This is a genomic window from Streptomyces sp. NPDC037421, from assembly GCF_055602105.1.
In genome coordinates this window covers 61762-71250 of the sequence record NZ_JBVJWV010000038.1, presented here as the reverse complement: position 1 = coordinate 71250, position 9489 = coordinate 61762, and the positions used below count along the sequence as shown (strand labels likewise).

General features: G+C 77.8%; 8 protein-coding genes. 2 read left to right on the top strand and 6 right to left on the bottom strand.

The features are described 5' to 3' along the window. Positions 1–101: 101 nt before the first annotated feature. The gene (locus ACZ7IF_RS34130) at positions 102–512 is read right to left on the bottom strand and encodes a rodlin (protein WP_470979725.1); all 411 of its coding nucleotides are present in this window, start codon (positions 510–512) and stop codon (positions 102–104) included. A 20-nt stretch (positions 513–532) separates the two neighbouring features. Between ACZ7IF_RS34130 and ACZ7IF_RS34125 the strand changes: the two genes are divergently transcribed. Beyond that, positions 533–799 carry a hypothetical protein gene (locus ACZ7IF_RS34125; protein ID WP_470979722.1) on the top strand — a complete coding sequence of 89 codons (267 nt, stop codon included), beginning with the start codon at positions 533–535 and terminating at the stop codon, positions 797–799. A gap of 37 nt (positions 800–836) precedes the next feature. Here the strand turns inward: ACZ7IF_RS34125 and ACZ7IF_RS34120 are convergent, their stop codons facing one another. Then, positions 837–1112 (bottom strand): hypothetical protein, encoded by a 276-nt coding sequence (locus tag ACZ7IF_RS34120; RefSeq protein ID WP_470979719.1) that lies wholly within the window; start codon positions 1110–1112, stop codon positions 837–839. Beyond that, a complete protein-coding gene (locus ACZ7IF_RS34115) occupies positions 1109–1870 on the bottom strand; it encodes a GmrSD restriction endonuclease domain-containing protein (protein ID WP_470979716.1) in 762 nt (253 codons plus the stop codon). Before ACZ7IF_RS34115 ends, ACZ7IF_RS34120 begins: the two co-directional genes overlap by 4 nt. A gap of 202 nt (positions 1871–2072) precedes the next feature. Here ACZ7IF_RS34115 and ACZ7IF_RS34110 point away from each other — a divergent pair, with 202 nt between their 5' ends. Beyond that, positions 2073–2702, top strand: a complete 630-nt coding sequence (locus tag ACZ7IF_RS34110) for a hypothetical protein (RefSeq protein WP_470979714.1) — start codon at positions 2073–2075, stop codon at positions 2700–2702. Between the two features lie 83 nt (positions 2703–2785). Here ACZ7IF_RS34110 and ACZ7IF_RS34105 read toward each other — a convergent pair whose 3' ends face one another. Genes ACZ7IF_RS34105 through ACZ7IF_RS34095 form a run of 3 tightly spaced genes read right to left on the bottom strand, consistent with a single transcriptional unit; the run spans position 2786 to position 9311 of the window. Beyond that, entirely contained in the window at positions 2786–4630 is a 1845-nt protein-coding gene (locus tag ACZ7IF_RS34105; protein ID WP_470979712.1) for a hypothetical protein, read from the bottom strand. Continuing rightward, positions 4627–8160 (bottom strand): DUF5682 family protein, encoded by a 3534-nt coding sequence (locus ACZ7IF_RS34100; RefSeq protein ID WP_470979709.1) that lies wholly within the window; start codon positions 8158–8160, stop codon positions 4627–4629. The genes ACZ7IF_RS34105 and ACZ7IF_RS34100 overlap by 4 nt, the downstream gene beginning before the upstream one ends. Continuing rightward, positions 8157–9311 (bottom strand): ATP-binding protein, encoded by a 1155-nt coding sequence (locus ACZ7IF_RS34095; RefSeq protein WP_470979706.1) that lies wholly within the window; start codon positions 9309–9311, stop codon positions 8157–8159. The genes ACZ7IF_RS34100 and ACZ7IF_RS34095 overlap by 4 nt, the downstream gene beginning before the upstream one ends. Between the last annotated feature and the right edge of the window lie 178 nt (positions 9312–9489).

Sequence of the window (9489 nt, the reverse complement as noted above, 5' to 3'; positions counted from 1 at the left end):
CCCCCCCCCCCCCCCCCCCCCCCCCCCCCCCCCCCCCCCCCCCCCCCCCCCCCCCCCCCCCCCCCCCCCCCCCCCCCCCCCCCCCCCCCCGGGCCGCTGGGTCAGCTGCCGGCCGAGAGGTTGCCGGACAGGACCGGGATGTTCTCCACGAGGTGCGAGAGGGTCTCGTCGCCCTTGGCCTGGGTGGAGTTCTCGGCGCACTGCTGGTTCTGCGGGTTGGAGGCGATCGGGATGTCCTGGACGCCGATGTTGACCGCCGCGAGCACCGACTGGAGGTTGACCTTGGCCGGCAGGCCGATGCAGAGCTTGTTCAGCGAGCCCTGGACCGCGGAGAGCTGCGGGCTCATCTTGCCCGCGGTCTCCTGGTTGCCGTAGATCTGGTCGGCGTTGTTGCCGTTGACCGTGTTGATCCCGTTGTCATTGCCGATCGCCATCGCCGGGGAGGCCGCGAGGGCGCCCGTCCCCAGGATGGAGGCGGTGACGGCGGCGGTGGCCATGAACTTCTTGAGCATCGTGAGGATCCTTCTGTCGCATGTGCTGTCCCCGGCGGGACGACGACCTGACCAACTGCCGCCCGGCCCGGGGGTTATCGCCGGTCACCCGTGCGGCCCAACGGACCCGCGGGGCCGCCCGGTCCTCCCCCCCGGGGGGGCACATCCTCGCGGCACGGGGCGGTGAGGGCCTGGAGGAGTTCGGCGGACGCCTCGGCCGGCGCGAGGCCGGACGCCGGCCCGGGGTCCTGCGCCTGGCGCCCGAGGGCACCAGGGACGAGGCCCTCGAGCCCCTCGGCCCCCGCTGAACGCCGGGCCCCCGGACGCCGGATGCCCGACGCCCGATCAGGCGTCCGGCGGCGGGGCGCCGGCACCGCCCCCGGCGCGGATCGCGCGCAGCGCGGCGGCGTGCAGGGCGCGGGGGTCGCCGTGGGCCACGGGGCTGCCGGTGAGCGTGTACCACTCGTCCGCGTCCGTGTACTGGATCTCGAAGCGGACCTTGCCGTCCGCCCCGCCGGTGGTGCGCAGCGTGAGCGGGCCGGTGATGACGCCGACCTCGTCGGTCATCGCGCCGCCGGGACCCGCGAGGACCTCGTCCTGCCACTGCCGGGGGGCGGTCATGAGGCGCAGGTGTCGATCATGGTGGTGAGCACGGCCCTTTCGGCGGCGGTGACGGTCAGACCGTAATGGGACTTCACGGTGGTCCAGGCGCGCCCGTACTGGCACCAGCTCGACTTGTCCGTCGGCTGCCACAGATCGGGGCTCTGGTCGCCCTTGGAGCGGTTGGAGGAGGCCGAGACGGCCAGCAGCTGCGGCCGCGTCAGGTCGTTGGCGAAGGCCTTGCGCCTGGCGGCGTCCCACCCGGAGGCGCCGGAGCGCCAGGCTTCGGCCAGCGGCACCATGTGGTCGATGTCCAGCTTCGCGGCCTCCCCGACCACGACGCCGTCGTACAGGCTCTTCCAGCTGCCCGACAGGGCGCGGCACTCGGAATCCCGGGTGACGTCCGCCCCGTCGCGCCCCAGGACGGTCTCGCGGGTGTCGCACTTGCCGCCCTGCTCGGCCCAGTGCGTGAACTTGTCCCGGCTGTACCCGGCCATCGTGCCGGGCTTGCCGGTGGTCAGCGCGGCGAGCTGGGTCCGGGCGACGGCCGCGCTGACCATTCCCGGCAGCACGTCCCCGGAGGCCGGTTTGGCGTCGCCGGCCGAGGGCGGTGCCGATGGGGAGGGCGCGGGGGCCGAGGTCTGTGCGGAGGGACCGGCGCCGGCCGGCTTCCCCGCCGGCTTGCCGTCCCCGGAGCTCCCCGTTCCCCCGCACCCGCTCACACCGAGCAGCAGCGCCACGGCCACCACCCCGCCGCGTACACCTGTGTGACGATTCATGACCCCACCCCGGACGAGACGCTTCGCGAACTGACCCGGGAAGACTACCCATATCCGGACATCCAACCACGCACCGGTCCCACAGCCGGAGCGGATCAGGAACAACCGGGCAACGATTCACGCCACTTGTTGAGTCGATCAGCCGTCCGCGGGACGCTACGTCATGGCTGGAGTCAGACCTTGCGGACGTGTCGGAGGCGACATGATGCGGCGTGGTGTGCGGGCGGCGGCCGCGGCGGCGGTGCTCGTTCTGGCGGTGACCGGATCCTCCTGCGACGAAGACGGCGGCGGCGGGGACGACGGACGGCCGAAGCCGTCGGCCGACGCGAAGCCGACGGGCGGCGGCGGGGGGACCGTCAAACCGACGCCCACGCCCACGCCCTCGCCCAGGAAGTCCTCGCCCCGGCCGACTTCGCCGACGCCGACGCCGACGCCCACGCCGACCCCCGAGGACAGGAACACCGGGCACGTCCGGGTGGACCGGACACGTCCGCTGGTGGACTACAAGACCGGCGTGATCCGCGCCGCCTGCTCCGCCCTGGACATCGAGCTGACGCTGTCCGCGGACCACGCCCCGGCCCGCTGGGAGGCCGTCGCGCTCGACTACCACCCGGGCGAGGCGCGGTACACCGACGGCAACGTCCCGCGGGGGGTGGTGATCGAGCCGGCCGCCGGAGTGGTGTCGCCGGGCGGCACCAGGACGGTGCGGGTGCGGGGGGCCTTCACGGGACGCCTCCAGCGCTTCTGGATCGTCGTGCAGTACCCGGACTTCCCGCAGTCCGTGGCAGGCGGGACCGTGCGGGTCACCCTCCCCGTCGAGTGCATCCGTTAGGGGGTGTCCGGCGGATCCCGGGCCCGGCCCTGATCCGCCGGACACCCCCTGGCGGCGGAGGGTGACCCGGCTCGGGGCCGGGGTCAGGCCCAGGAGGCGGCGACCAGGGAGCGGTGCGCGGCCTCGAGGTGGGCGGACGCCGCCAGCCAGGCCCAGGCGTAGCCCTCGGACGAGGCTTCGGTGAGCCGGCCGAAGGCGTCGCGGGGGCGGCGGCCGGCCTCCGCCACGAGTGCGCCGGCCAGGTCGGCCGCCGACCCGAAGCCGGCCCGGCGCAGCGGTCCGTACGCCGCGAGCGGCTCCGGACCCCGGCCGGTCTCGGCCACCGCCCGGCGCCCGCCGGCCACCCCCGTCTCCAGCAGCCGGCGCACCCGCCACAGCGGCGAGTCGGCCACCGCGTCCGGACCCGGCTCGCCGGCGGGCGCCGGCCCGCCGGGGGCGCCGCCGTCCGGGAAGTGGCTGCCCTGGAGCCGGTCGTAGCCCAGGTCGGCCCGGTCGCGCCACTCCGGCGGCAGCCGCAGCGTGTACGCCGCCCCGGGCACCGGCCCCACCGCGAGCGGGCTCAGGGTGGCGGCCCGGTCCGGGTCGGGGCGGCCCAGGACGCGCACCGCCAGCCCCGGATGCCCGGCCAGGCGGCGCAGGTTGGCGGTGTGCGCCAGCTCCGGGTGCGGATGCGCCGGGCGCAGCCGCAGCAGCGGCGCGTCCTCGCGCGCCTCCCGCACCAGCAGGTGCTCGCCGGCCGCGCCGACCACCTGGACGTCGCAGCCCAGCAGGCCCGGTTCGGCGTCCTGCGCCAGCAGTTCCCGCACGGCCTCGGCCGCCGGGCGGGCGAACAGCGCGGCGAGCGGCTCCTCGTCCCAGGCCGCGCCCGGCGCCGGAACCGCCCGGACCCCGCGCCCGGCACCGAGCCGCCCGTCGGCGGAGACCGTCGCCCCGGCGATGCGCAGACCCGCGCGCGAGAGCCCCGCGTGGTCGAGGGCGGCTCCGCCCAGGGCCACGGAGGCCGCCCCGGCGCCCCGTGCGCGGGCGAGCCCGCCGGGGCGGACGTCCGACAGCGTGTAGCGGGCGCCGTCCGCCCCCAGCAGGTGGGTGACCACGCCGCCGTAGCCGGTCGCGGTCAGCACGGGCTCCCGGCACAGGCCGTGGACGCGCAGGCTGCCCCCGGCGCCATAGGCGCGCCGGCCGCCCCCGGTCAGTCCGGGACCGCCCGTCCCGGACGCCAGCAGCGCGGCGGTGCGCAGCAGTTCCGAGAAGGCGGCGGCCAGGTCGGTGAGCCGCTGGCCGGCGCGGCGCTCCCGCGCGGCCCGCAGTCCCCGTACCACGCGCAGCGCGGCGGCCTCCGCGCGCGGCAGCCCGGCGAGCCGTGCGGTGTGCGCGGCGCGCAGCAGTTCGGCCTGTACCACCGCGCCCCCGGCGACGACCCCGGCGGCCAGCGCCTCGGCCGACACGGCCCACAGCGCGGCCCCGGCCCGGACCTGAGCCCGCGTCGGCGGTGCGTCGGCGTCGGCGGTCGCCCCGGCGGCGTCGTCCGCCGCACCGGGCGCCGACGGCGTCCCGGTTCCGGCTCCGGGGTCCGCCCCCGGCGGGTCCGCCGCTCCGGCAGCCGGACCGGCCACCTCCCCGGTCAGGGGCACGGCCGGGGGTTCGGCCAGCGGCGCGGCCCCCAGTACCGCCGCCCGGTGCAGGCAGCGCGGCGCCAGCAGGCAGCCGCAGACGGCCTGCCCGGGTTGCGTGACCGCCCCTGACGGCCCCGGCCGCAGGGTGACCACCGCGTCCTCACCGAAGCGGAAGGTGACGGCCCCCTCCGCGCCGGTAGCCGCCGGGCAGCCCTCGATCGCGGCGTCCAGCTTCTTGCGCAGCCGGGCGCTCAGGTTCTCCACCGCGTCCGCGACCACCTCGGCGGTGACGGGCGGCAACAGCGGGCTGGTCATCGGGGCTCTCCACGGAGTCGGTCGCCCACCCAGCGGGCGAGGGCGAGAGGGCTGAGCGCGGCCACCGGCATCCCGGCGGCGACGAGCTGCCGCGCGACCGGCACCGAGTACCGGGGTGCGCCCGAGTCGTCGAGCGCGGCGCAGCCCAGCAGATGGGCGCCGGACGCGGCCAGCGCCCGCACCTCGGCGAGCAGGCCCCCGACCGGGGCGCCCTCCTCGAAGTCGCTGACCACGACGACCAGCGTGCGGCTCGGCACCGTGATCAGGCTCCGGGCGTGCGCGAGGCCGGCGGCGATGTGCGTACCGCCGCCGACCCGGACCTCCAGCAGCAGCGAGAGGGGGTCGTCGACACGGCCGCTGAGGTCCACCACCTGGGTGGAGAAGGCGAGGAAGTGCGTGGACAGGGTCGGCACCCCGCCCAGCACGGCCGCCGTCAGCGCCGACCAGACCACGGACGCCTCCATCGAGCCGGAGACGTCCACGACCAGGATCAGCCGCCAGTCCGCCTCCTTCGACGCCCGCGTGCTGAACACCGGACGCTCCGGGACCACCACCACCCGGCCGTCGTCCAGCCGCCGGGTGTGCGCCAGGTTGGCCCGCAGGGTGCGCGCCAGGTCGAGCGGGCCGCCCGGCCGGCGGGTCGGGCGCGGGGTGGCCACGCCCGAGAGGGCCGGGCGCAGCCGGGTGGCCAGCTCCTTGGCCAGTTCGTCGACGAGCTGCCGCACCAGCGGCCGCAGCCGCGCCAGGTGCGCCTCGGACATGCCGCCGGCCAGTGAGAGCACCGAGGTCAGCAGCTCCACGGACGGGCGCACCGCCGCCGGGTCGAGCTGGGCCAGCACATCGGTGCGGCCCGCCCCGGCCGCGTCGGCGAGCACCTCCTCGCGCACGTCGGCGCCGAACAGGGACTCCAGTTCCGCCGACCACTCCCGGGCCGTCGGGAAGGAGGCCTCGTCCCCGCCGCCGGATCCGGGCCGGCCCACGTCCGCGGAGCCCTCCCCGCGGCCGGCGCCGTACAGCTCGTCCAGCGCGCGGGCGTAGGGCCGCGCGCCCGCCGGGAGCCGGTCGCGCTGGCGGCCCAGCAGCAGCCGCCACCGGTCGGCGGGCGCCAGCCGCCGCCCGTCCGCAGGCCGGGCGGGGAGCGCGGGTGCCGCCGGGCCGGCGGACACCGGGACGGTGGCCGCGTCCGGCGGACCACCGGGCAGCGGCAGTTCCTTCAGCGCGGCCAGCCCGGCCGCGTCGGCGGCGGCCCACAGGGCGAGCAGTGCGGGCGGCGCGTCCAGCGACAGGTCCACGCGGTCGCCGAGCCGCTCGGTGACCGTGTCCAGCAGCCGCTCCCGGGCGGCCGGGGTCAGCGCGTCGAACCCGGCCCGCAGCGCGGGCAGCCGCTCCAGGAACGCCGCGTCCGCCAGCGAGTCCACCCGGTCCAGCAGCGGGGTGAGGGCGGCCGGGGAGGCGTCCAGCAGCGGCCCGGCGGCGGTGAGCAGCCCGGTGAGGCGGCGGGCCAGCGCGCGCCGGCCGTCGGGGGTGGCCGCCCCGTCCACCCAGGCGGCGGTGCGGGAGCCCAGCGCATCCGCCGGATCCAGGTCGAGCAGCACCCGTACGGCCAGGGCCGCACCGCGCATCAAGGGGCCCGCGCCGGAGGCGAGTTCGGCGAGGGCGGCGTCCATGCGCAGCCCCAGCCGGCGGGCGGCGGCCCGGTCGGCGAGGGCCACGAGGGCGCCCGCGTCCGCGGGGTCGTCGCTGCCGGCGAGGCCGGGCAGGGACCGCAGCGCCGCATCGAGCAGCTCGCCGGTCAGTTCCTCGGCGGCGGCCCGTGCGACGTCCCCCGCGCCGGGCAGGTGGCCGCGGCGCAGCCCCTCCAGCAGGTCCACGGCCTCCAGGAGTTCGGACACGGTGGCGGTGTCCGGCAGTACGGCCGCCATCTCCTCCAGTCGTACGCCGACCAGTTCGGGCAGGTCGCAGCGCGCGGCGGCGTCGAGCCCGGCCAGCACCTGGGCCGCCGTCGGGCCGCCTTCGGCCGCCTGGCGGCGCGCGGTGTCGCGCAGCGTCCCCGCGGCCGCCTGGGCGGCGGTGACGCCGCGGACCCCCGCCAGGTCGAGGCGGGCCGGGACGGACGGGGTCCAGGACAGCCGCCACTTGCTCCCCAGGGCGGTGCCGTCGCCGGTGGCGGCCGTGCCCAGGGGCTCCCCGTAGGAGGCCCCGCAGACCAGCAGCCGCCGCAGCAGCACCTCCCGGCGTCCGTCGAGCTCGGAGCGCAGGGGGTCCAGGCGGACCTCGCGCGGCTCCGGGTCCCCCGGACACGGCAGCCGCAGCGCGGCCAGCTCCGCCTCCACGGAGGGACCGAGCCCGGAGCGCGGGGCGTGCGGGGTGGTCCGGCCGCGGCCCGTGCCGACGAACACGGCCTCCAGGGCGCGGGCCAGCGCCCGCCCCCGGCCCAGGGGTTCGCCCTGCCCGAGCACCGTGGTGACGGCCTCCAGCAGCTCGCCCCGGCCGGGGGCGGGCAGCCCGCGCAGCACCGCCAGGTCGCAGGCCAGCCGCAGCGTCTCGGCGGCCTCCCCGGTGCCCGCCGTGTGCCCGGCGCGGCGCAGCTCCCGGCACAGCCGGGTGAGGGCGGCCGCGGCCGCCCCGCGCAGCAGGCCGGGGTCCCCGCCCGCCTCGAACACGGCCTGCTGCCACAGCGGGTCCCGGATCCCGGCGGGGTAGCCGGAGCGCGAGTCGAGCAGGTCGTGGGAGTACGCCACGAACGACGTGACGACGGGGTCGGCACCGGCATCAGCCCCGGCATCAGCCCCGGCATCGGCCCCGGCAACCGGTCCGGAGTCCGCCGGAACGTCATCGTCCGCGTCCGCCGCGTTCGCTGTGAGCGCCGGGGCGTGGAAGGCGCCGATCACGGCGGCCACCCGGCGTCCGGCGAACCGCGCGAGCACGCCCCGCATGTGGGACTCCCGCGCCAGGTCCACCGCCGGGACGTCGCCCGCGTCCGCCCGCAGCGCCCAGCCGACGCCGAGCGCCGCACGGCGTACGGCCTCGGGCGAGCAGCCCGGAGCCAGGACCTCGACGGCCCGGTCCCACAGGTCGTCGCCCTCACGCCCGGTACCCGACGCGGCGAGCGCGCCGGCGTAGGACCCGAGCCCGGCGGGGCCGGGAGCGCCCGGCAGGCCCCCGGGCGCCCAGCCCCGGTCGGACAGCGGCAGGTCGCAGCAGACGACCTCCACGCCCCGCCCGCGCGCCCAGCGGATCGCGGCCAGTTCGGGGGAGAAGTCCGCGAACGGGTAGAAGGCGAGGTGCCCTTCGCAGCCCAGGCCCGCCAGGGCGACCGGCGCGAGGGTCTCCGGGTCGGCCAGGTGGGGCAGCCACGGCTGGAACTCGGCCGGCAGCTCCACGCAGACGACCTCGGGGTCCGCCGCGTCCAGCAGCGCGGGGACCACCGCGGCCAGCGCGGGACTGTGGTGGCGCACTCCCAGCAGGTACGGCGCGCGGCGGGCGGCCAGCTCCTCCACCGCCGCCCGCGGTTCGGCGGTGAGCGTCAACGCAGGCTCCCGCGCAGGTCCCACAGCCGGCGCCACATCGCCGAGCCGTCCTCGGCGCGGCGGCGGACCGGGCCGTCCCAGTAGCCCAGCAGCCGCCCGTGGTCGGCGGGGTCGTCCTTGCGCACCACGCCCAGCAGGTGCCCCGGCAGCAGGTCCAGCACGTCACCGCCCGGCAGGTACGCGGCGGAGACCCCCAGGGAGGCCGCCACCTGGACGGCCTCGGCGGTGGACATGACCGTACCGGGCCGCTCCACGTCCCAGCCCTCGGCGCTGCGCCCCGAGCGCAGGTCCCGGAAGACGGTGACGAGCGCGTCGAGGACGCAGTCGTCGACCCCGAAGGCGGCGCCCGCGCGCTCCACGGCGGCGACGGCCTGCCGGCGGATCAGCGCGGTCTCGGCGTCCGGGTCGGCGATCGGGCCGACGGTCTCGAAATTGAAGCGCCGCTTGAGGGCGGCGGACATCTCCGAGACGCCCCGGTCGCGCAGGTTGGCGGTGGCGATGACGGTGAACCCGGGAGCGGCCGGGACCACCGCGTCCTCGGTGGCGGTCAGTTCGGGCACGCTGACCCGCCGGTCGGACAGGATCGACACGAGCGCGTCCTGCACCTCGGGCAGGCAGCGGGTGATCTCCTCGACCCGCGCCACCCGGCCCGTCCGCATCGCGGAGAGCACGGGGGAGTCGACCAGGGCCTGCGGGGTGGGGCCCTGGGCGAGGAGCAGCGCGTAGTTCCAGCCGTACCGGAAGGCGTCCTCGGTGGTGCCGGCGGTGCCCTGGACGGTGAGCTCGCTCGTGCCGCACACGGCGGCCGACAGCAGCTCGGACAGCATCGACTTGGCGGTGCCCGGCTCACCGGTGAGCAGCAGTCCGCGCTCCCCGGCCAGGGTGACCACGCAGCGCTCCACCAGGGCGCGTTCGCCGACGAACTTCGGGGCGATCACCAGCTTCGACGGGAGTCCGGCACGGCGCTTGGGCAGGGCCAGCTCCTCGCCGGCGCTGCCGCACACGAAGGTCACCACCGCGCGCGGGGTGAGCGCCCAGCCGGGCGGGCGGGGACCGGTGTCCTGGGCGGCGAGGAAGGCGAGTTCGGCGGCGTACCGCTCCTCGGCGGGCATCGCCTGCCGGGCGGGGGCGGACTGTTCGGTGACGGTCATCAGGTCTCAGGTCCTCTGGTTGTCAGAAGTACGGAAGAGGGGCGGGCGGGGCCCGGTGGGGGGGGGGGGGGGGGGTGCCCCCCCCCCCCCCCCCACCCAAGTCCCCGGAGAGCGGGGAGTTAGGCCCCGGCCGGGACTACGAAGTCCCCCCCCCTCTCCCCCCGCCCCCGTCCCTCCC